The sequence below is a fragment of the Microlunatus sagamiharensis genome (assembly GCF_900105785.1).
GTDB lineage: Bacteria > Actinomycetota > Actinomycetes > Propionibacteriales > Propionibacteriaceae > Microlunatus > Microlunatus sagamiharensis.
Window position 1 is genome coordinate 334,005 of record NZ_LT629799.1, and the last position, 20,560, is coordinate 354,564.

At 69.7% G+C, this 20,560-nt stretch carries 19 protein-coding genes; 11 read left to right on the forward strand and 8 right to left on the reverse strand.

The genetic code is table 11. The annotated features are described in order from the left end of the window. Positions 1 to 106: 106 nt before the first annotated feature. Positions 107 to 826: a GntR family transcriptional regulator gene (locus BLU42_RS01515; RefSeq protein WP_091072761.1), complete on the reverse strand. Its 720-nt coding sequence runs from the start codon at positions 824 to 826 to the stop codon at positions 107 to 109. A 127-nt stretch (positions 827 to 953) separates the two neighbouring features. On the opposite strand from BLU42_RS01515, the gene BLU42_RS01520 reads away from it, so the two are divergent. The 6 genes from BLU42_RS01520 to BLU42_RS01545 all read left to right on the forward strand — a co-directional run bounded on the left by BLU42_RS01520 (position 954) and on the right by BLU42_RS01545 (position 7,417). After that, positions 954 to 2,309: an ABC transporter substrate-binding protein gene (locus BLU42_RS01520; RefSeq protein WP_157719713.1), complete on the forward strand. Its 1,356-nt coding sequence runs from the start codon at positions 954 to 956 to the stop codon at positions 2,307 to 2,309. Then, a complete protein-coding gene (locus tag BLU42_RS01525) occupies positions 2,306 to 3,274 on the forward strand; it encodes a carbohydrate ABC transporter permease (RefSeq protein WP_231918391.1) in 969 nt (322 codons plus the stop codon). Before BLU42_RS01520 ends, BLU42_RS01525 begins: the two co-directional genes overlap by 4 nt. An 85-nt stretch (positions 3,275 to 3,359) precedes the next feature. Beyond that, a complete protein-coding gene (locus BLU42_RS01530; RefSeq protein WP_157719714.1) occupies positions 3,360 to 4,169 on the forward strand; it encodes a carbohydrate ABC transporter permease in 810 nt (269 codons plus the stop codon). A gap of 75 nt (positions 4,170 to 4,244) precedes the next feature. After that, entirely contained in the window at positions 4,245 to 5,057 is an 813-nt protein-coding gene (locus BLU42_RS01535; protein WP_091072771.1) for a 6-phosphogluconolactonase, read from the forward strand. Between the two features lie 51 nt (positions 5,058 to 5,108). Then, the gene (locus tag BLU42_RS01540) at positions 5,109 to 6,410 is read left to right on the forward strand and encodes a family 4 glycosyl hydrolase (RefSeq protein ID WP_091072773.1); all 1,302 of its coding nucleotides are present in this window, start codon (positions 5,109 to 5,111) and stop codon (positions 6,408 to 6,410) included. Beyond that, entirely contained in the window at positions 6,407 to 7,417 is a 1,011-nt protein-coding gene (locus BLU42_RS01545; RefSeq protein ID WP_091072775.1) for an N-acetylglucosamine kinase, read from the forward strand. Before BLU42_RS01540 ends, BLU42_RS01545 begins: the two co-directional genes overlap by 4 nt. A gap of 24 nt (positions 7,418 to 7,441) precedes the next feature. Here BLU42_RS01545 and BLU42_RS01550 read toward each other — a convergent pair whose 3' ends face one another. After that, positions 7,442 to 7,903, reverse strand: a complete 462-nt coding sequence (locus tag BLU42_RS01550) for a MarR family winged helix-turn-helix transcriptional regulator (protein ID WP_091072777.1) — start codon at positions 7,901 to 7,903, stop codon at positions 7,442 to 7,444. A 276-nt stretch (positions 7,904 to 8,179) separates the two neighbouring features. Here BLU42_RS01550 and BLU42_RS01555 point away from each other — a divergent pair, with 276 nt between their 5' ends. Continuing rightward, positions 8,180 to 9,127 carry an MEDS domain-containing protein gene (locus BLU42_RS01555; RefSeq protein WP_172825727.1) on the forward strand — a complete coding sequence of 316 codons (948 nt, stop codon included), beginning with the start codon at positions 8,180 to 8,182 and terminating at the stop codon, positions 9,125 to 9,127. 24 nt (positions 9,128 to 9,151) lie between these two features. Here the strand turns inward: BLU42_RS01555 and BLU42_RS01560 are convergent, their stop codons facing one another. From BLU42_RS01560 to hisD, 3 genes are all read right to left on the reverse strand, one after another. Beyond that, the gene (locus BLU42_RS01560; RefSeq protein WP_197680571.1) at positions 9,152 to 9,901 is read right to left on the reverse strand and encodes an HpcH/HpaI aldolase family protein; all 750 of its coding nucleotides are present in this window, start codon (positions 9,899 to 9,901) and stop codon (positions 9,152 to 9,154) included. After that, positions 9,898 to 10,656, reverse strand: a complete 759-nt coding sequence (locus BLU42_RS01565) for an SDR family NAD(P)-dependent oxidoreductase (RefSeq protein WP_091072779.1) — start codon at positions 10,654 to 10,656, stop codon at positions 9,898 to 9,900. Before BLU42_RS01565 ends, BLU42_RS01560 begins: the two co-directional genes overlap by 4 nt. A gap of 94 nt (positions 10,657 to 10,750) precedes the next feature. Further along, a complete protein-coding gene (hisD, locus tag BLU42_RS01570; protein WP_091072780.1) occupies positions 10,751 to 12,097 on the reverse strand; it encodes a histidinol dehydrogenase in 1,347 nt (448 codons plus the stop codon). A gap of 161 nt (positions 12,098 to 12,258) precedes the next feature. On the opposite strand from hisD, the gene BLU42_RS01575 reads away from it, so the two are divergent. From BLU42_RS01575 to BLU42_RS01590, 4 genes are all read left to right on the forward strand, one after another. After that, positions 12,259 to 13,260, forward strand: coding sequence for a LacI family DNA-binding transcriptional regulator (locus BLU42_RS01575; protein ID WP_091072782.1), 1,002 nt, complete (start codon positions 12,259 to 12,261; stop codon positions 13,258 to 13,260). A 234-nt stretch (positions 13,261 to 13,494) separates the two neighbouring features. Beyond that, positions 13,495 to 14,475, forward strand: coding sequence for a nuclear transport factor 2 family protein (locus tag BLU42_RS01580; protein WP_091072784.1), 981 nt, complete (start codon positions 13,495 to 13,497; stop codon positions 14,473 to 14,475). 33 nt (positions 14,476 to 14,508) lie between these two features. Next, positions 14,509 to 15,672, forward strand: coding sequence for a cupin domain-containing protein (locus BLU42_RS01585; protein ID WP_091072786.1), 1,164 nt, complete (start codon positions 14,509 to 14,511; stop codon positions 15,670 to 15,672). Between the two features lie 81 nt (positions 15,673 to 15,753). After that, positions 15,754 to 16,566 (forward strand): nitrilase-related carbon-nitrogen hydrolase, encoded by an 813-nt coding sequence (locus BLU42_RS01590; protein WP_091072788.1) that lies wholly within the window; start codon positions 15,754 to 15,756, stop codon positions 16,564 to 16,566. A gap of 179 nt (positions 16,567 to 16,745) precedes the next feature. Here the strand turns inward: BLU42_RS01590 and BLU42_RS01595 are convergent, their stop codons facing one another. The 3 genes from BLU42_RS01595 to BLU42_RS01600 form a co-directional block, all read right to left on the reverse strand. Further along, positions 16,746 to 18,245, reverse strand: a complete 1,500-nt coding sequence (locus tag BLU42_RS01595) for a hypothetical protein (RefSeq protein ID WP_197680572.1) — start codon at positions 18,243 to 18,245, stop codon at positions 16,746 to 16,748. Positions 18,246 to 18,282: 37 nt separating this feature from the next. Further along, the gene (locus BLU42_RS20980; protein WP_197680573.1) at positions 18,283 to 18,615 is read right to left on the reverse strand and encodes a DUF262 domain-containing protein; all 333 of its coding nucleotides are present in this window, start codon (positions 18,613 to 18,615) and stop codon (positions 18,283 to 18,285) included. Positions 18,616 to 18,700: 85 nt separating this feature from the next. After that, positions 18,701 to 20,080, reverse strand: a complete 1,380-nt coding sequence (locus BLU42_RS01600) for a hypothetical protein (protein ID WP_091072791.1) — start codon at positions 20,078 to 20,080, stop codon at positions 18,701 to 18,703. Between the last annotated feature and the right edge of the window lie 480 nt (positions 20,081 to 20,560).

Consider the following 20,560-nt stretch of genomic DNA (forward strand, 5'->3'; position numbering starts at 1 on the left):
AAGAAGTTGGCGTTCTTTCTCCGCGTCGAGTGAGGAAGCCAACCCGTTCCGGGCCCTTCGACAAGCTCAGGGAGCGTCCTTTGAGCGGTGTTCTTCCCGGTCCAGCTCACAGCGGACGGAACAGGTCCGCCTGGAACTTGTACGCGTCGCCGCGGTAGCGGGTGGCGCCGACGAGGACCGGGCGGCCGGTGTCGCTGTAGCCGACCTCCTCGCCGACCAGGACGGGCCAGCCGACGGGCACGTTGAGCTGGCCGGCGAGCTCGGCGTCGGCGACCTCGGCGCGCACCGAGTAGGTGGAGCGGTGGATCCGGACGTCGCAGAGCGACTCGAGCTGCTCGTAGAGCGAGGTGTCCTCCAGGTCGGCGTCCAGGAGCGGCGCAGCGAGGTCGAGGGGGAGCACGGTCTCGTCGAGGCAGATCGGGGTGCGCTCCATGCCACGGAGGCGCACGAGCTCGAGGACCTCCGAGCCGGGCGGCACGCGGAGCTGGTCGGCCTCGGCGAGCTTGGCTGCCCGCACCCGGCAGACCAGGACGTGCGCGGTCGGCCGCAGCCCGCGCGCTCGCGCCATCTCGCTGAACGTCTGCAGGACGCTCGGCGGCTCACCCACGACCTCCGGCGCGACGAACCACCCGCTGCCGACGACGCTCTCGAGCAGGTGCTCGTCGGCGAGCCGGTTGAGCGCGTTGCGCAGCGTCTCCCGGGAGACGCCGTAGCGGGTGGCCAGCGTCCGCTCGGCGGGCAGCCGGTCGCCGGGGGCGTACACGCCGCGGTGCAGCGCGTCGGCGAGCTGCCGGTACGTCTGCTCGGAGGCGATGGAGACCCGCATCCGGTCACCATAACGATCGGAGGCAGACCGCTGCTACCTCTTGTCCTCGATTGGTCTAATCGGTATGTTCATCGCCACGTTGGTCTTCTCGGACCGCGGCCTGCTGGTTCCAACGAGGGAGTCATCCGTGTCAACACTGAAGGTCCGGCTGGCGGCGGCCCTCGCCCTGCCGCTCACCCTGGTCGCGGCGGCGTGCGCGCCCAAGGCCGCGAACACGGCCGGCGGCAACGCCCAGCCCTCGGCGGTGTCCTCCGACGTGGCCTCCGCCGGCCCGGTCACGCTCAAGTTCCTCGACTTCGAGGAGGGCGCCGACGCGACCTACATCAAGAAGGCGATCGCCGGCTTCGAGCAGCAGTACCCGAACGTCAAGATCGAGCGCACCGAGCAGAGCTTCGACCAGGTCATGTCGACCCTGAACCTGCGCCTGGCCGACCCCGACGGCCCCGACGTCGCCACGATCAACAACGGCTGGCAGTCGATGGGCACGCTGTCCAAGGCGGGCCTGATCCTCAACCTCGACAAGTACGCCGAGCTCTACGGCTGGCGCGACCAGATGTCGCAGACGATGCAGCGCCAGCTCGAGTTCTCCACCGACGGCAAGAAGATGGGGGAGGGCTCGCTCTACGGCACCCCCGGCGCCCGCCTGACCACCGTCGGGCTCTACTACAACAAGAAGCTGCTCGACGAGGCCGGCGTCGCCGTGCCCACCACCTTCGCCGACTTCGAGTCCGCCCTCGCCGCGGTCAAGGCCAAGGGCGAGACGCCGATCGCCCTGGGCACGCAGGAGAAGACGTACGCGACCAACCCGCTCTTCGCGGTGCAGGCGCTGCTCGGCAAGCCGCAGGCGATCAACGACTTCGTGTACGGCGCCGGCGGCACGACCCTCGAGCAGACCGGCCTCGGCACGGCCGCGGCCAAGCTGCAGGAGTGGGAGAAGGCCGGCTACCTCAACTCCGGTTACAACGGGCTGGACTTCGACGGCGGCAAGAAGGTCTTCACCGACGGCAAGGCCGCCTTCCACTTCGACTACTCGGGCGCGCTGGTGGGCACCGGCGCCGACGACACCGAGTTCGGACGGATTCAGCTGCCGAGCACCGACGGCGGGACGCAGACCAGCGTCGGTGCCGCGTCGGCCGTCTTCGGCATCTCGGCCAAGACCCCGCACCCCGACGCCGCGGCCGCGTTCCTGAACTACCTCGGCAGCCAGCAGATGAACGACCTGTCGGTGCAGAGCGGCTACCTCCCGATCCGTCCCTCGACGGAGGCGGTCAAGCCGGGCACCGTGTTCGCCGACGAGGTCGCCGGAGCGGCGGCCGTGACCAAGGACGACGGCTTCCTGCCCTTCTTCGACTGGGCCAGCCCGGAGATGCTCGACGTCATCGGCGGCCAGGTGCAGCTGATCCTCGCCGGCCGCTCGACCCCGGAGACCCTGGTCACCGACGGTCAGAAGAGCTACGACGAAGCCGCGGCGAAGCGCGGGTGAGCACCGGCACCGCGGGACTCACGACGCCGCCCCGGGCCGGCCGGGGCGGCGGCCTGACCGGCACGCGGCCGGACGTAGCGGCTGTCCGCCGGCGCAGCCCGCGCCGTCGGCTGCGGTGGGTGGGGCTGCTCTACCTGGCCCCGGCGCTGGCGATGTACACCTGGATCGTCCTGGTCCCGCTGGTGCAGTCGGCCAACTACTCCCTCTACTCCTGGGACGGCGTCTCGACGCCGACCTGGGTCGGGCTCGCCAACTACGCCGACTTCGTCACCGACCCGGACCTGCGGGCCGCCCTCGGCCACGTCGGCGTCCTGATCTGCTTCTTCGCGCTGCTGCCCATCGTGCTCGGGCTGCTGACCGCGTCGATCATCTCGCGGCGCAACCTGCGGGGGGCGGCGGTCTTCCGGTCGCTGCTCTTCGTGCCGCAGGTCGTCACCACGGTGGTCACCGCGGTCGTGTGGAAGTACCTCTACACCCCCGACGGCCCGATCAACTCGCTGCTGCGGGCGCTCGGCCTCGGCGCGCTGGCGCAGAACTGGCTCGGCGACGTCACGTGGGCGCTGCCGGCGCTCGGCGTCATCGGGACGTGGGTCACCTTCGGCTTCTGCATGATCCTCTTCGTCTCCGGGGCGCAGTCGATCCCGCAGGAGCTGTACGAGGCCGCGCGCGTCGACGGCGCCTCACCGCTCCGGGAGTTCTTCGCGGTGACGCTGCCGGGGCTGCGCCCCCAGCTCGCGGTCGCCCTGACGCTGACGATCACCGCGGCGCTGCGCACCTTCGACCTCGTCTACGTCGCCACGCAGGGCGGTCCGGGCTCGTCGACGACCACGCCGGCGCTGCTGCTCTACCGCAAGGCCTTCCAGAACCCCGACGTCGGCTCCGCCGCGGCCATCGCCGTGGTGCTCGCCATCGCCTGCCTGCTCGTCGCCGTGCTCATCCAGCGCGTCACGGAGCGTGAGTCGTGAGGGCCCGGTCGCAGGTCTCCACCAGCGCGTACGCCCCACGTACGCGCCCGACCGGGCCCTCGCTCGTCCACGCCGGGAGCCGCTCGTGACGCGGCGCTCGGAGACGGTGATCAACTACACGATCCTGCTCTTCTTCACCGTGCTGGTGCTGCTGCCGATCCTCTGGACCGTGCTCGCCGCGCTCAGCCCGAACCTCGACGGCACGCCCTCGACGACGCTGCAGTGGTCGAACTTCGCCTCGGCCTGGACCCGCGGCGACCTCGGCCACGCGCTGGTCTCGAGCCTGGTGATCACCGCTGGCGCGGTCCTGGTGCAGGTGCTGCTCGCGCTCGGCTCGGGCTACGCCTTCGGCGTGCTCGACGTCGTCGGCTCCCGGGTGCTCTTCCCGCTCGTGCTGCTCGGGCTGATGCTCTCGACCGAGGCGCTGATCATCCCGCTGTACTTCCAGTTCCGCGAGCTCGGGCTGATCAACTCCTGGCTCGGGCTGATCGCGATCCACGTGGGGATGGGCGTGCCGTTCGGCGCCTTTTGGATGCGCGCGACGTTCCGGGCCGTGCCGGCCTCGCTCGTGGAGTCCGCCCGGCTCGACGGCGCCGGGTCCTGGCGGGTGCTCTGGCGGATCCTCGTGCCGGTCTCCCGGCCCGCGATCCTCACGCTCGTGCTGCTCAACGCGATGTGGACCTGGAACGACTACTTCGTCGCGCTGATCATGATCTCCGACCCGGGCAAGCAGCCGGTCACGCTCGCCCTCGGTGCCTTCCAGGGCCGCTTCACCACCGAGTTCAACGCCATGGCCGCGGCGGCGATCATCATCTGCCTGCCCGTGCTGATCCTGTACGCGTTCTTCCAGCGCCAGTTCATCCACGGCGTCCTCACCGGGGCGCTGAAGGAGTGAGCACCCGCTCGCCGCGCCCAGACCACCCGAGCCCGTCCACGGGCTCCGCCCGCACCACTTCCCCGAGGAGCTCCCGTGCCCATCGAGCCTGACGTCTTCGCCACCCCCGACGCGCTCGGCCGCCACGCCGCGCGGCTGGTCGCCGACGGCCTGAGGTCCGCCCGCAGCGCCGGGCGGCCGTACGTCCTCGGCTGCCCCGGCGGTCGCAGCGCCGCCCCCGCGTACGCCGCGCTCGCCCACCTGGTCCGCGCCGAGGAGATCGACCTCGAGCACCTGGTCGTGGTGATGATGGACGACTACCTCGTCCCCGACGAGCACGGCGTCCTCGTGCACGAGCGGGCCCACGCGCCGCACTCCTGCATCCGCTTCGGCCGCGAGGAGATCGTGCGTCCCCTCGACGAGGCGGCCCGGCCCGGGCACGGCGTGCGCGCCGAGCACCTGTGGTTCCCCGACCCGGCCGACCCGGCGGCGTACGACGGCCGGATCCGCGACCTCGGCGGCGTCGACCTCTTCCTGCTCGCGTCCGGGGCGAGCGACGGCCACATCGCCTTCAACCCGGCCGGGGCCGAGCGGTCGAGCCGTACGCGGGTCGTCGAGCTGCCCGACAGCACCCGGCGCGACAACCTCGGCACGTTCCCGTCCTTCGGCGGCGACCTGGCCCGCGTCCCGCACCACGGCGTCACCGTCGGCATCGACACCATCGCCGACCTGTCCGCCTCGGTCGTCATGCTCGCCCATGGCTCGGAGAAGGGCGTCGCGGCCGGGCACCTGCTCGCCGCCGACGCGTACGACCCCGCGTGGCCGGCGACGATCTTCAGCGAGTGCCGCCGCCCGCACCTCTTCCTCGACGAGGCCGCCGTCGCGGCCGCTCCCGTCGCCGCGCGCTAGACCTCCGCACCCCGCACCCACCCGACCCAGACCCAGCAAAGGAACCCACGCATGGCCTCCATCAAGCTCGCCTACCTCGGCGGCGGCTCGTCGCGTGCCGCCGGCACCATGGCCTCGTTCATCCACCACGGCGCGGAGTTCGAGGGCTCGGAGGTGGTGCTCATCGACCAGCGCCCCGACGAGCTCGAGGTCGTGCGGACGCTGGCGGAGAAGATGGCCCGGAACGAGGGCGTCGACCTGAAGGTCACCGCCACCACCGACCAGCGCGCCGGGCTCGAGGGCGTCGACGCGGTGCTCACGAGCTTTCGCCCCGGCGACTTCGCGATGCGGCTGCAGGACGAGCTCATCCCCATGCGGCACGGGGTCATCGGGCAGGAGACCCAGGGCCCGGGCGGCTTCATGATGTCGCTGCGCTCGATCCAGGTCTTCCAGGGCCTCATCGCCGACCTCGACGCGGTGGCGCCAGGGGCCCGGATCTTCAACTACACCAACCCCGTCAACATCGTCAGCCAGGCCGTCGAGGACCACACCGACACCCCGATCTGGTCGATGTGCGAGGGGCCGATGACCTTCTGGCAGCCGATCCTGGAGACCGCCGGGCTCGACCCGGCGCGAGCCGAGGTGATCATGGCCGGGGTCAACCACAACTGCTGGTCGACGACCCACACCTACGACGGCGAGGACCTGATGCCCCTGCTGGAGCAGGGCTGGGAGAAGGTCCGTGACGACCTGACCGTGCCGGTCTGGGAGCGGCGGATGCTGCACCTCGCCGTGGCCATGCAGTCGATCCCGGCCGACTACTTCAAGTACTACTACTTCGGCGAGGAGTTCTTCCGCGAGCAGCAGGCGAACCGCCTCACCCGCGCGGGCGTCATCCTGTCCCACGTGGACGACTACTGGGCGCACTACCGCGAGCAGGCGGCGAGCGACCGGCCGCGCCTGGACCCGGAGCGCTCGCGCGGCGGCATCCACGAGCTGGAGCTCGCCATCGACGTGATGAGCGCCTTCTACAACGACGCGCCCGCCCGGCTCCCGGTCAACCTGCGCAACACCGGCGGTGCGCTCCCCGGCTTCGACGAGGACACGGTCGTCGAGATGTGGTGCGACGTCGACGGCAGCGGCGTGCACCCGATCGAGCAGCGCCCGCTCCCGCACGCGGTCCGCGGGATCACCCAGCAGCTCGCCGAGTACCAGCGCCTCGCCGCCATCGCAGCCTGGGACGGGAGCCGCGCCGACGCCGTACGCGCGCTGGCCGCCCACCCCTTCGTCCCGACGCTCGCCGTGGCCGAGGAGCTCTACGACGACCTCGCGCACGCCAACGCCGCCTACCTGCCCGACCGCCTGCTGCGGTGAGCGCGTACTTCCTCGGGCTCGACGCCGGCAACTCCAAGACCGTCGCGCTCGTCGCCGACGAGGCCGGGCGGGTCCTGGGACGCGGGCGTGGCGCAGCGGGGGACATCTACTCCGCGCCGGACGCCGAGGGCGAGGTCACCCGTGCGGTGCACGGCGCCCTCGGCGAGGCCGGGCTGGACGCCGGACAGGTGGACCACGCCGCCTTCCGGCTGGCCGGGGTCGACTGGCCGGAGGACGAGGAGCACTGGGACGCCGTCCTGGCCCACCGCCTCGGCGGGCTGCGGAGCGTCAGCGTCAAGAACGACGGCTACTCGCTGCTGCGCTGCGGGCGGCCCGACGGCGTCGGGGTCGCGGTCAACGCGGGCACCGGTCCCGCGGTCGCCGCGCGCGGGTCTGACGGCTCGGAGTTCTGCGGCTGCTGGTGGATCGCCCGACCCCTCGGCGGACGGGCGCTCGGGGAGTTCGCCCTGCGCGCGGTGGTGGAGGCGGAGCTCGGCACCGGACGCCCGACGCTGCTGACCGCCGAGCTGCTGCGGCTCTACGGCTACCAGGACGTGGAGGCGCTGCTGCACGCTGTCACGCGGCGCCACCCGGTGCGGCCCGTGCCGGACGAGAAGGTCGCCGCCCGCTCCGTGCTCCGCGCGGCGGGGGAGGGCGACGCCGTCGCCGGCCAGATCGTCGACGAGCAGGCCGGGCACTTCGCCCGGCTCGCCGCGGTGGCGGCCCGGCGGACGGGTCAGGCCGGGCCCACGGCGCAGGCGGGGGAGCGGGCGACGACCTGCGTGCTCGGCGGTTCCATCCTGACCTCCGAGCACCCCGCCTTCCGCGGCGCCCTCGTCGAGGCGCTGGAGGCCGAGCTCGGGAGCGTCGAGGTGGTCACGAGCGGCGCGTCACCCGTGTCCGGCGCCCTGCTCGACGCGCTCGCCGAGGGCGGCGCCGAGCTGACCGGGGAGCTGCAGCGCACGGTCCTGCAGGTGCTGCACCCGGAGGAGTTCCTGCTGACCTGAAGGTGCGTGGCCGCGCGCCCCGGCTCAGGAGGACTGCGCCTCGGCGGCGGCGGTCTCCTCCACGACCCGGGTCAGCGCGTCACGCAGGGAGCGGAGCTCGCCGCTGCTCATGCCGACCCGCTCGAGGATCGCGGGCTGCACCGCCGCGGCCCGCACCCGGAGCGCGTCACCGGCCGGGGTCAGGCCGACCAGGGTCCCGGCGTCGTCCGCGTCCTCGCGCCGCTTCACCAGACCGTCCGCCTCGAGGTGCTCGAGGAGCGGTGACAGCGTGGACTCCTCCTGCGTGAGCAGACGGGACAGCTGCGACACCGGCAGCGCGTCGTCGGACTCCCACAGCGCCACCATCACCAGGTACTGCCCGTGGGTCAGCCCGAGCGGTTCGAGCAGGGGCCGGTAGAGCGACACGACCGTGCGTGCCGCCACCGTCAGGGTCAGGCACAGCTGCCGTTCGAGGCGGAGGCTGTCACTGCTGCTCGTGCTCGTCATGGGCCTCCCCTTCGAGGTCTGCTCAGACCGCCAGGACGATTTTCGTCGATGCCGAAAGTACCGCTCCTGCCGACGGATCAAAAATTGTTCGCGGATGGAAAAAGAGCTACCCTCGGGCCTCTTCCAGGGTGCACCGGCCGTCGAGGCGGAGAACCCGTCCTCAGGGGGCCCAGAGATGCGCGGACGTCCGACAGGCTGTGGCTCGCGGCCCCGCCGACTACCCGAGCACCGTGCCGCCGGCTCGGCCTCCGACCGCCTCCCGTGCCCTGGACCACGATGACCAGCACGCTGGTGCCCGCCCGCGCCCGGCAGAGCTATCGCCACGAGGCGTACGTGTGGAGCGGCCGCGACGAGTACGTCGCCGGGCTGGCACCCTTCGTCCTCGAGGGCCTGGACGGCGGCGAGGAGGTCAACGTCGGCGCTACACCCGAGCACGCCCGCTGGCTGCGCCTGGCGCTCGGCGCGCGGTCGACCGAGGTCCGCTTCGTCGACATGACCCGCCTGGCACGCAACCCCGCCCGGATCATCCCGTCGCTCCTCGCTCTCCTCGCGGAGTGCTGCGGCCCTGGACGCCCGGCGCGCGCGATCGGTGAGCCCCTCTGGCCCGGACGCGGCGCGGACGAGGTCGTCGAGGCCGAGCTCCACGAGGCCCTGCTCAACCTCGTCGTCGACCCCGACCTGCCCTTCTGGCTGGTCTGCCCCTACGACGCGGACCAGCTGCCGGGCTCCGTCCTCGACGCGGCCGGCAGCAGCCACCCGGTGATCGCCACGCCCACCTCGTACGCGGGCAGCGCCACCTACCGCGGCCACGACCAGGCGCACGCGCTCTTCGGCACCGACCTGCCCGAGCTCGACGTGCCCGAGACCGACGTCTGGGTCGCGGGCACGACGCTCGACCTCGCCGCCGAGCAGGTCACGCTGCGCGCCGCGGCGGGCGACCTGACGTCGGACCGGGTCGTCGCGCTGAGCGGCGTCGTGCGCGAGCTCGTCGTCGACAGCGTGCGCCGCGGCGCCGACCACGCCCGCGTGCGAGTGTGGGACGAGCCGGGCCGCCTGGTCGCCGAGGTCTTCGACCGCACGCTCGTCAAGGACCTGCTGGTGGGCCGCCGCCCGCCGTCGCACGGCTGGACCGACCCGGTCTGGACGGCCAACCAGGTCTGCGACCTGGTGCAGGTCCGCTCGAACCCGCGCGGGACCAGCGTCCGGCTGCACCTCGACAAGTAGGGCGTCCCCGGCCGGGGTCGCTCCTCAGGGGCGAGCGGTCTGCAGGTCCGCGAGGTGGCCCATGATCGTCGCCGTGAGGTTGTAGACGACGAGCTGTGCTCCGTCGGCGAACGACGCCTCCGCGGCCGCGCGGCCGTTGACGATGTCCATCCGCAGCCGCCCCTGGGCAGCCAGCTCGTCGTGCACGCGGCTGACCTGCGCGGCGTGCGGCGGGTCCTCCGGCGTGCTCGAGGCGGCGAGGTCGGCGACCCCGACCATGATCCCGTCGAGCCGCTCGGTCCCGACCACCTCGGTCACGGCGCGCACGCCCTCGGGCGACTCGATCATCCCGAAGACGAGCGTCTCGGCCAGCGCCCGCTGCTTGTGCTCGTCGGGACTGACCAGGCCGAAGCGGCCCGAGCGCCCGTACGTCGCGAACCCCCGGTGCCCGTACGGCGGGTAGTAGGCCGAGTCGACCAGCGCGGCCGCCTGGTCGGGGGTGTCGACGTGCGGGGCGACGACGCCCTGGGCGCCCGCGTCGAGCGCGCGGAGCACGAGGGCGGGTTCGTCGGAACCCACCCGCACCAGCACCGGCACCCCGTGCACGGCGGCGAAGGCGATGTGGCGTCGCAGCTCGACCACGTCGGCCGGTCCGTGCTCGCCGTCGAGGAGCAGGAAGTCGAAGCCGGCCACCGCGGCCATCTCGACGAGCTCCTCGCCGGGCGCGCGGAGCAGGGCACCGAGCACGCGCTCGCCGGCGTCGAGCCGGGCCTTGAGGCTGGGCACGCCGGTCACGCGACCATCCCGCCGGACAGGTCGACGTCGGCCCCGGTCATGCCCGGCATGGCCAGCATCGCCACGACCGCGGCGCCGACCTCGTCCTCGGTGATCATGCGCTGCAGCGCCGCGCGCGAGACGTACGCGGTCTCGGCCTCGGCGTACGAGGTACCCGTGCGCTCGGCCTCGAGGCGGAAGTTCCGGTCCATGCGCTCGCCCTGCACCGGGCCGGGGGAGAGGCTGTTGACGTTCACGCCCGAGGGTCCCACCTCGAAGGCGAGCGTCGAGGTGAGCCCGATGACGGCCAGCTTGGACGCCGTGTACGGCGTGCGGCGCGCGAGCGGGCGCTTGCCCGAGACCGACGCGAGGTTGATCACGTCGCCCGAGCCCCGCGCGGTCATGGCCGGCAGGAACGCGCGGCACATGAGGAAGACGCCGCGCACGTTGACGTCGAAGACCTCGTCCCACTCCTCGACGCCGATCTCGACCAGCGGCGCGACCGGCCCGGCGATCCCGGCGTTGTTCACCAGGACCGACACCTCGGTGCCCTCGAGCGCCTCCGCGAGCTGGTCGACCGACACCGGGTCGGCGACGTCGCAGACCCGCCACGACACCCGCTCGCCGAGCTCGTCGGACAGCTGCGCGAGCGGTTCGGGCCGCCGTCCGACGACGACGACCGACGCCCCGGCCCCGTGCAGCGCCCGCGCGATCGCGGCCCCGAGCCCGGTCCCGCCCCCGGTGACGAGCGCAGTGCGCCCCTCGAGCGCGCTCACGAGGAGGCTCCCCGTCGAAGGCCCAGAAACGCTCCCTGAGCTTGTCGAAGGGCCTCGAAGAGGTCGGCGTCCTCCGACCTCGGAACAGAGCGCCTCACGCCTGCCCAGCACCCGCCAGCGGGCTCACGAACCGTGCCTTCGCCTCGTCGATCCACGGGTACGAGTCTCCGAGGTGCTGGGCCGCACGGACGTCACCGGAGCGGGCATGCCCCTCGAACAGCTCGACCCGGGCCGCGCGGCCGCAGACCCGGCCGAGCTCGCCGCTCGTCTCGGGGTTGCGCACCTCCTGGTAGGTGACGGTGCGCAGGTACTTCCCGACCCAGAGCCCGCCGGTGTAGCGCGCGGCGCCGAGCGTGGGCAGCACGTGGTTGGTGCCGATGACCTTGTCGCCGTAGGAGACGCAGGTGTTCTCGCCGAGGAAGAGCGCGCCGTAGTGGTGCATCTTCTCCAGCGCGAGGCGCGGCTCGGCGGTGAGGACCTGGACGTGCTCGGAGGCGAACTCGTCAGCCACCACGTACGCCTCGTCGAGGTCGTCGACCACGATCACCTGGCCGTAGTCGCGCCACGCCGGACCGGCGTAGTCGGCGGTCGGCATGCCGGGCAGGATCGCGTCGACGTGGGCGATCGCCTCGCGAGCGACGCGCTCGCTCGGCGTGATGAGGATCGCGGGGGACTCCGGGCCGTGCTCGGCCTGCGACAGCAGGTCGACCGCGACGGTGAAGGGGTCGGCCTCGTCGTCGGCCACGATGAGGATCTCGGTCGGCCCGGCGAACAGGTCGATGCCCACCTCGCCGAACAGCTGCCGCTTGGCCTCGGCGACGTACGCGTTGCCCGGGCCGGCGATCAGGTCGACGCGGCCCATCGTCTCGGTGCCGATGGCCATCGCGGCCACGGCCTGGACGCCGCCGAGGATCCAGATCTCGTCCGCGCCGGCCAGGTGCATCGCGGCCACGGTTGCCGCGAGGATCTCGCCGCGGATCGGCGGGGTGCAGGCGACGACGCGCGGCACGCCCGCGACCTTGGCGGTCACGATCGTCATGTGCGCCGAGGCGGTCAGCGGGTACTTGCCGCCGGGCACGTACGCGCCCACGGCCTGGATCGGCAGGTGCTTCTGGCCGAGGAAGACGCCCGGGAGCGTCTCGACCTCGACGTCGGCCATCGACGCGAGCTGCACCTTGGCGAAGCCGCGGACCTGCTCCTGGACGAAGACGATGTCGGCGATGACCTGCTCGTCGAGGGTGCCGATGATCTCCTGCACCCGCTCAGGGCTCAGCCGGAACGACTCGGGCGTCCAGCGGTCGAACTGCTCGGAGTACGTCCGGACGGCCTCGTCCCCACGGGTGCGGATGTCGGCGACGATCTGCTCGACGCGGACCCGCACGTCGTCCTGGGCGGTGTCGGCGAAGGACTTCGACCGACCGGACTTCAGCGTCGTACGCACACTTCTCCTCGGGGATTTCCGGCGGTGCCGCCGAGCTCGGCGACATACGTATGCGAAGAGTTAACCCGGATCTCCCGGCCCGGTCAAGGCGTGCCCGTTAGGCTCACCTCCTAACGCTCCCCGAGCTCGTCGAAGGGCGCGTCTGCCGAGAGGAACCAGGGTTGGTCACCAGCCACGACGTCGCCCGGCTGGCCGGGGTCAGCCAGCCGACGGTGTCGCGCGCGCTCAGGGACAGCCCCAAAGTCTCGGTGCTCACCCGCCAGCGGGTCCGCGAGGCGGCGACCGCCCTCGGCTACGTCCCCAGCGACACCGGCCGCGCGCTCTCGGTCGGGCGCACGCACCGTGTCGGGCTGCTCGTCACCGACCTGGCCAACCAGTTCTACACGCACACGATCGCGCCGATGCACCACGCGCTGGAGTCGCTCGGCTACCAGCTCGTGCTCCTCACCGAGGAGGGCGACTCCGACCGCGTCGCCGACCGGCTGCTCTCCACCTCGCTCGACGGCGCCCTGCTCGCCACCACCGCGACCGACTCGCTGCTGCCCGTGCGCCTGCGCGACCGCGGCCTGCCCTTCGTCTACTTCAACCGCCGCGCCACGACGATCGAGGCCGACTCGGTCGAGGTCGAGGCGCGCAGCGGCATGCGCGAGCTGACCGAGCGCATCCTCGACCTCGGTCACACGCGCGTCGGCGCCGTGCTCGGTCCGGTGAACGCCAGCACCGCGTCCAACCGCGAGCTCGTGCTCCGCGAGCGGCTCGCGCTGCGCGGGCTGGAGCTCCCCGACGAGCTCGCCCACCGCGGCGACTTCGACTTCGAGACCGGCTTCAGCGGCGCCCGTCGGCTCCTGGAGCTCGACGAACCGCCTACGGTCATCGTCTGCGCCAACGACGTCGTCGCGTACGGCGCCTTCAACGCCGCCCGCTCGCTCGGGCGCGACGTGCCCGGGGAGGTGTCGATCGTGGGTTTCGACGACCTGCCCGAGACGCGCTGGCCCCTGCTGCAGATCACCACCGTCGCCTTCGACCTCGAGGCGATGGCCCGCCGCGGCGCCCAGCTCCTCGTCGACCGCATGCGCGCCGGCGCCGACGAGCCCTACCGCCACGAGTGGTTCCCCAGCCACCTCGTCGAGCGCGCGACCCTGGGTCCGGTCCCCGTCCGCTGAGACGGACCACGATCCCTGAGCCTGTCGAAGGGCCGAGAACGCTCCCCGGGCCTGTCGAAGGGCCTCGAAGAGATCGGCGTCCTCTTCCTCCACGCCGCAGACGAACCATCATTTCGCCAACCCCACGCATGCCGGATGCGTCACATTCCTGAACACCGGCCCAACATCGCTCGACGCATCCTGATGCATACGCATACACTCCTGCGAAGACAACCGCACCAGGAGGCGATCTTCATGCCGCTCGACCCGATCGCGTACAAGCCGTACGCAGATCCGGACGACTTCATCCGCGAGGTGACCGACCTGATCTGGGTCGACCGCGCGATCGGCCACATCTACGAGAACTACGAGCCGGACGCGATCGTCCACGGCTCGTACGGCACCTCGGTCGGGGTCGAGGAGGTGGTGCAGGGCAGCCTCATGCGGATCTCGGCGACGCCCGACCGCGTCGGGCAGGCCGAGGACGTGGTGTGGGAGGCGCGCGGCGAGGACGCGTTCCTCAGCTCCCACCTGGTGCTCTCCGTCGACCAGAGCACCGACTTCATCAGCCGAACCATCGCCAACTGCCTCTACCGCCGCGGCCGCATGGTCGAGGAGTGGGTGGTGCGCGACTCGCTGGCCATCTGCCAGCAGCTCGGGCAGGACCCCGACGAGGTGGCCCGCGTGAAGCCGTTCATCGGCTACTCCGGCAGCATGACCGAGCCGGCGCCGCAGAACGTCCTGGCCGTCGGGGACTCCGGCGAGCGTCCGGACGAGTACCGCGCCGAGGCCCAGATGGTCCTGGAGTTCATCGACCGGGTCTGGAACCGCCGCGACCTCAACGCCGTCGAGCACTACTGGATCCGCGACCTCGTGCTCCACACGATCGGCTACCGCACGTTCACGCGTCCCGAGGGCTACCGCCGGGCGCTGCTGAAGATGCTCCAGCCGTTCCCGGGCGGGCGCTTCGAGGTGCGGGACGTCCAGACGCACTACGCCGTCCGCTACGCCGGCCTCCGCGTCGCCGTCACCTGGGTCTACAAGGGCGACTACAACGGTGCCGACGACTTCGGCCCGCTCACCGGCACGCCGGTCGAGATCCTCGGTGTCTCGCAGTTCCTCGTGCAGGACGGCCGGCTTGTCCGCGAGGTGCGCGTCTACGACGAGATCGCCGTGCGAAGCCAGATCCACAACCGGCGGGGTGACAGCACCTACGCCAGCACGAACATCTACTGACCCACGCCCAGCACCGCGCGAAAGGAACCACCCATGACCGACGTGGTCGTCCCCTCCACCGAGGTGGCCCGACGGACCATCCGGCGCACCGACTGGGTCGCCGAGAACGCCGCCTTCATCGACTGCCGCACCCCGGGCTCGGACCGCAAGTCCAACTACGCCTTCATCGGCCCGGGCGTCTCGCAGAACAGCAAGCAGTTCATCAACCTCTCCGAGCCGCACGGCTACAACGTCGGCGCCGCCGGCATGCCCAACGGCGTCAACAACAACCTGCACCTGCACTTCACCGCCGAGGTCTTCATCAACTTCAGCGGTGAGTTCCGGATCCGGTGGGGCGTCGACGGCAAGGCGGGGGAGTACGTCTCCGGCGACGGCGACATCATCTCGGTGCCTTCGTGGATCTTCCGCGGATTCACGAACGAGGGGCCGGACGAGGGCCTCCTGCTCACCGTGCTCGGCCAGGACGTCACCGGCGGCATCATCTGGGGTCCGTCCGTGCTCAAGGAGGCCGAGTCGTACGGCCTGCACCTCACCGCCGACAACCGCCTGATCGACACCGTCGCCGGCGACGAGCTGCCGCCGGACGTCCCGCTGATCAAGCCGATGAAGCAGGAGTACATCGACGAGCTGACGCCGTACTCCGTCGAGGAGATGCGCGGCCGCGTCACCGCGCCGTCCGACCGGAAGTACTCCTCCCGCGGGCTCCTGTGCCAGTCGCTGCCGGGTGGCAACGGGTCCCTCGCGTTGGTGATCGGCTACGGCATGAGCGAGGACCGCCGCCAGGTCCCGCGCCTGCACGAGCCGCACTCCTTCAACATGGCATGGCTCAAGGCCACCCCGGGCGAAGGCATGCTGCGCCACCGCCACAACGCGTCGTCGACGCTGCTCGTGAAGTCGGGCACCTGGCGCGTGACGCTCAACGAGGGGGAGGCCGAGGAGTCGGTGGATCTGGGTCCGCAGGACATGCTGTCCGTCCTGCCCGGCTCGTGGCGCCGCATCGAGCTCCTCGAGGCCGGCGACGACGCCGCGGAGGACGGGACCGGCGAGCTGCTGGTTGTCAACGCCGGCGACGGCCGCGTCCGCCTCGAGTGGGCACCCGAAGTCGTCGAGGCCGCCTTCGACGCCGGCTGGATGCTCGACCCGAACGGCTACCTCGCCCCCGTCGCCGTCCTCGTTACCGCCACCGAGGACGACTGAAGGTTCGTCGCGCCTGAGCCCGCCCGGACGCGGGCTCGGGCGCGACGCTCGCTGTTGATCGAGGACTGAGAGGCTGGCCCCGTGCCCACCACCCGCGTCGCCGTCTGCCAGTACGCAATCGACATCGACGACCCTGCCGGCACGCTCGAGCGGCTCCGCGCCTCGGTCGCGGAAGCGGCTGACTCGCAGCCCCAGGTGATCGTGTTCCCAGAGCTCTGCACGAGCGGCTACGTCTTCCACGACATCGCGGAGGCACAGTCGCGGTCGGAGCCCGTCGACGGCCCGACCGTTCAGCTCTTCCGCGAGCTCTCGCTCAAGCACCACGCGATCGTCGTCGGCGGCTTCTGCGAACGCTCCGACGGCGAGCGCCCCTTCAACTCCGCCGCCGTCGTCGAGGACGGCGAGGTCCTCGTCGTCTACCGCAAGACCCACCTCTGGGACACCGAGAAGCTGATCTTCGCCGCCGGCGACGAGCCTGCGCCTGTGGTCGACACCAGCGTCGGCAAGATCGCCGTGATGATCTGCTACGACGCCGAGTTTCCCGAGATGGTCGGTAGCGTCGCCCGTCGCGGCGCCCAGCTCGTGATCGCCCCCTCCAACTGGCCGGCGAAGCACATCCCGCCGGGGGAGCGCTCCTCCGAGGTGATCAAGGCCCAGGCCTTCGCCGCGGTCAACCACGTCTTCACCCTCGTCTGCGACCGCGTCGGCCCCGAGCGCGGCGTCGACTGGATCGGCGCCAGTGTCGTCTGCGATGTGGAGGGCTACCCGGTCGCGGGTCCCGCGGAGGGCAAGGCGGTCGTCCTGGTCGCCAACCTCGACCTTGACGGTGCACTGGTCAAGAACGTTAGCGCCAACAACGACGCCTTCAGCGATCGCCGCCCCAATCTGTACTGACGTCTCCGGCTTGGGGAGCCAGTACTCGAATTGCAAGGATGCAGTACGAACTTCTTGAGATAACGGCTGCCACGAGCAGGACTAATCGTATGAGAGCGGTCCGTGAGGGACGCCGGGCCGTAAATTCACTCGAGAAGGCTTTCGGCACGCGATACTTGGTGCCCTGGGGACCCCGGGAGTCAGGCGACCTCGAGGTCTTCATCCTCCTTCGCATCGGGGACGTCATCGTCCGGAATCTCTTCCTCGTACTCGGCGGCAATCAGTGTCACGTCTACAGCGCTTTGCTCACGCACAACGGGCTTACCCATTGCTGTCTCGATCAGACCAATTAAGAACTCCTTGCGATGCGCGAGGTGTGCCTCGAAGTCGTCGTTCCGCAGCGCATGGGTGTCAATTCCGTGCGTAGAGATGACGGCGTCCACCTCATCGGCGTTCAACTGGGCTCGGGACTCGACGCGTGGCAAGTAATCGGACGGGGCCACGCCGCCGATGGCCCGGTTGGTTGCCGCAGCAAGTGGAGTCTTGTTGATGATGTTGTCCCACTGCGTGCGGTCAAGGCCCCGGTCCTTACTCCGTTTCTCGGGAAAGATGTGGTGAATATCGGTCTGCAGGGCCTTGTACTGAACGCGACTAAAGGTGACGTCCTTGATCCAGTCCTTCGCGCTGGTCCCGATGATGAGCGCGTAAATCCCCTTGTAAGCGGCGGACTGGCGCGTCTTCAGCGTATATAGGCGCCGCTCCTGAAAGAGCGCCTCGCTGACTGTGCCCGGTGCTCCTTCGGCAACGCCGCTAACCCAGGAGGGCAGCCGCTCAACATCGCGGGCAAAGCGTGTCTCCGTGGTGCTTCCATATAGCTCTCCGAGAATGCCGCACCAGTACCACTGCTTCAAGCGCTCCTTCACGCCATGGCTGTCGGCGACATCGCCAAGCACAACCTTTGTAACGGCGAGCGGAACAAGCTGAGTTGAATACGGCATGAATCGCGGCTCGAAAATGTGAACGTCGGCGACAAATATCGCGGTCCACTCGAACGCCTTCACGAGCAGGTCACGCCACTCCAGGTAGTCGTGTAGCTGCAACTTCAAGATGTCGTCGCGTTTCGCCGAGATTGCTGGCTTGCGTTCCGCCGTGCTGTCCCGGTTCCGCTTCCACGTCATCAAAAGGGTGGCTGCCTGGAGGAAGTCAGTGCTCCGCAGACTCGTGAGCACCGGTTCAGCCTTGAACTCCTCCTGAATCGCTTTCCAATCGTCATTGAGCCGGAAGTCGTCCCCGTGCTGCTCGAAGTAAACCTTGTCTCCCGCGAAGGTCGCCGTAAGCAGCTCAAAGACATCGAGCGGAACGCCTCCTGTATTAACCTTCTCGAACACTGTGGCTACTGCCGACTTGCTGGTGTCACTTCCAAGCTGAATTGCTGGAATCTGGTAAGTGGCGGTGGGTTTGAGAATCATCTCCATGAATCGCTTGGCCAAGTCTTGGTTGCCGATTCCGTAGAGCCATCCATTCTGGTCATAACCAGCAAAGAGCAGGCGCAGGGGAAACCACATTTGCTGCTGCTCGAGCGTAGGAGTACTCAGATCGCGGACGATCTCGCGGTCGAAGTTTGTCTTGATCCTTCCGTCGCCGGGCACCGACTTGACTGCCTCGTCGACGAACTCTTCGCCTTGAATCGCCAGTGCCATGTCGATGTAGTAGCGACGGTCTAAAAGACGCTTCTTGTCATCCTTGGTGTTGAACGACTCCGTCTCCAGTAAGGGCCTGAGTCAGCGACGTCAACCGCTGCTGGCCGTCCAGCAGCAGGAGTTTAGGCTCCGTGCTCGAGGCTACGCTCGTGCCACTCACAGGCTTCGGCTTGAAGCGCACTTGATCGCTACCGGTCTCCAACAGCATAAGGGCTCCCATGGGGTGGCCACGGAGAACGGTCACAAGCAGTGACCGGATGCGCTCGTCCTCCCACTTATACTCGCGCTGAAAGTCGGGGAGTTGTAGCCGCCCGCTGGTCGTCCAGCTCAGGTAGTCCGAGAGCGGTGACTTCGGCGTCTCAAAGCTCATTAGGAATCCTTCAATCAGGTGAAGTTGATGAGGCGAACGGCGACCGGCCTGCCTTGGCAGGCAGGTCGAGTTCGGAAAGCCTTGGTTAAGAGTCAGCGGGGTCCGAGGCGTCGCCTTCCGACTTCGCCACCACCGTCGCGGCACCTCGCTTACGCTGAAACAGAGTGCCGAAGGCCCCGGCGACTCCGGTGGCTGCGCCCTTAATCGCCGCTCCGGCCTGTTCAGCTGCTGCCGCCGCGCGAGGCTGGTCGGGGATGCCGTCACCGTCGAGGTCCACGGCCCTGAAGACTTCGGTGGCCTGATCGACGGTCTGATCCCCGAAGCGCTTTACTGCAACAGCGCCTTCGCTCGTGCCCACGCGAACCTTCTCCAGCGCTTCGCCGGCGGCCTGACCCCAGTGCTTGGCGTCCGCAGCCTCTAGGCCTTCCTCAAGCCCGAGCCGACCGCGGAGGCTGTGCACTTCGGCTGCGACTCGGTGGCTCGACCGGACGGCCGCAGGGGAATCGAACGGGTTGAGGAGTACCTTCGCATTCGCCTTGCGCACAGTCTCGTCCATCTGGCTGAGCAGGGCGGCCGTACTGCGGCCGATGCGGTCGAGACGATTTGCGCGGGCCTTCAGCAGACCTGCGTGGTGGCTTTCGAGTTCCTCCGGAGCAGCGTCCAGAACCCGGTCGATTTCCAACACCGAGATGCCGTCGTGAAGCTGGAAAGTTCGGGCTAGCACGGCCAACCATTCGCGCACCTTGGGCTCAGCATCACGGGTGGCCTTGGCGATCTCGCCGACATCGGCCTTCTTCTGGAGCCTCTCGGCAATCGCGTCGAGCTCCCGCAGCGCGTACGCCTGCGTTCGCGCGAGGGTTTGCGATGTGGCTTGAACCTTGGACCACGTGATGTCGGAAACGCGACCGACTTCGTCGCGTACAATCAACGCGTCCTCAATGATGAGGTCGACGCCAATCATGTCCGCTAGCACGGCATCCTTCTGGCCGCGGAGGATGTCATCGACCTTCTTGTTGATGAGCTCCAGGTACTCGACGATCTCGTCCATCTGCTGCTGCATGGCGTACTGGGACATAATCGCTCCGACGCCAGCGATGTTCGCGGGGTTCATGAGCGCTGTGCCGGGCTTCGTGACGATCTGCAATATGTGCTTCGTGCCCTTGTTGCCCATGGCAATCGCGCGCGAGGTTCCTTCGGCAGGCCCCTTCATCATCCTGGCATGCCTGAAGACTTTCGCGGACTCTTCAGTCAGTTTGACCCAGCGCCCCGCGTTCTCGGCCGCGACCGATGCGGCCTCGGCGATGCCTCCAGTAACTTTGGCCGCGGATCGGACGCGATGCAGGTCGAAAGACTTCGAGGGGACGTTGGCGAGGCCGGAGGAGAGGAAAAATCGCTCGACATCGGCCGCGTTGCCGATGACGGCGAGACCCTTGCCGTCGCTGATCAGCTCGATCTCAGTGCTCATGATTGCTCCTACCCCCCGCTGGACTGTCGTTCACCCTGAGGGCGCCTCAAAGAACGGTACTTGCTGGCTCGGACATACGTGGGGCAACGACCTCGTGGCCGGGGAAGCGACGGCGACGCTGGTCCGACCGCACGGTTGTCGAGCCGCGCCGGGGGCAAGCTCGGTCGTCCGGCGACGGAATCAGGGCGGTGCGCGGTTCTTCCCAGTTGCGGGTGTACTGCAGGCCGGAGGTTCCGCTCACGAGGAGTGCTCGCGTGACGTGGTTGGTGAGGTTGCGGTAGCCGATGACGGTGACACAACGGTGTTTCTTGGGCGGCTGTTGATCGCCTTAGTGGGCCCGTGCGAGGTGCCGGGCCGGTCGAAGTTGGCCAGGGTTCGGCCCGGCGTGACGACGCCGCACAGCGCGGCCGGGACGGCCTGGCCAAGGTTGCTAACGACGGCCTGCAGCTCGGCGGGTCCGACGACTCGGTCCGGGGTGGG

What these genes read in the sequence shown, in the direction of transcription:
- BLU42_RS01515 (WP_091072761.1), bottom strand. Translation starts at nt 826, where the DNA reads ATGCGGGTCTCCATCGCCTCCGAGCAGACGTACCGGCAGCTCGCCGAC.
- BLU42_RS01540 (WP_091072773.1), top strand. Translation starts at nt 5,109, where the DNA reads ATGGCCTCCATCAAGCTCGCCTACCTCGGCGGCGGCTCGTCGCGTGCC.
- BLU42_RS01550 (WP_091072777.1), bottom strand. Translation starts at nt 7,903, where the DNA reads ATGACGAGCACGAGCAGCAGTGACAGCCTCCGCCTCGAACGGCAGCTG.
- BLU42_RS01555 (WP_172825727.1), top strand. Translation starts at nt 8,180, where the DNA reads ATGACCAGCACGCTGGTGCCCGCCCGCGCCCGGCAGAGCTATCGCCAC.
- BLU42_RS01580 (WP_091072784.1), top strand. Translation starts at nt 13,495, where the DNA reads ATGCCGCTCGACCCGATCGCGTACAAGCCGTACGCAGATCCGGACGAC.
- BLU42_RS01585 (WP_091072786.1), top strand. Translation starts at nt 14,509, where the DNA reads ATGACCGACGTGGTCGTCCCCTCCACCGAGGTGGCCCGACGGACCATC.
- BLU42_RS01595 (WP_197680572.1), bottom strand. Translation starts at nt 18,245, where the DNA reads ATGGCACTGGCGATTCAAGGCGAAGAGTTCGTCGACGAGGCAGTCAAG.
- BLU42_RS20980 (WP_197680573.1), bottom strand. Translation starts at nt 18,615, where the DNA reads ATGAGCTTTGAGACGCCGAAGTCACCGCTCTCGGACTACCTGAGCTGG.
- BLU42_RS01600 (WP_091072791.1), bottom strand. Translation starts at nt 20,080, where the DNA reads ATGAGCACTGAGATCGAGCTGATCAGCGACGGCAAGGGTCTCGCCGTC.